At 32.2% G+C, this 422-nt stretch carries 1 protein-coding gene; it reads right to left on the bottom strand.

The features are described 5' to 3' along the window. On the bottom strand, window positions 1–166 hold a 166-nt coding region (locus LF817_RS20050), incomplete at its 3' end, for a GNAT family N-acetyltransferase (RefSeq protein ID WP_253937570.1). Window positions 167–422 lie beyond the last annotated feature (256 nt).

Genomic DNA, 422 nt, shown 5'->3' with positions numbered 1-422 from the left:
TAGGATGGCTTGAAATCCAATTTTCAGCAGTTTCTAAAGTATATGGATGAGGCAAAAAAGTAGTCTCTGCCAGATCTTTATCCCCAGCTAATACTTGAGCTCGTGGAGCATCCTTTTTTTCATAAGGTCTTAATAATAAACGTTCTGTTTCTAGGATCGGTAACATTTTATAAACACCTCTTTATTAGTTGTCAGTAATGAAAATAGTAAGCAATCGCACCCTTATGCGGAAGTCTTGGAATTGAGATAATCCTATGAAATTTACACATTTTTTAGTTCTAAAACTAAATTACTGTTTATACGATTCTAAAATTTCTAAGCCCTTTTCTTTAAACAGGCTTGAAACTACAAGCGATTTCACAATAGAGATAATGTTATTCCTATTAAAAATCGGGTTGATTTTTAATGCTTTTTGTTCCAAA

The organism is Halobacillus sp. A1 (assembly GCF_024189295.1).
Taxonomy (GTDB): domain Bacteria; phylum Bacillota; class Bacilli; order Bacillales; family Halobacillaceae; genus Halobacillus_A.
This window is presented reverse-complemented; position numbering and strand designations above follow the sequence as displayed.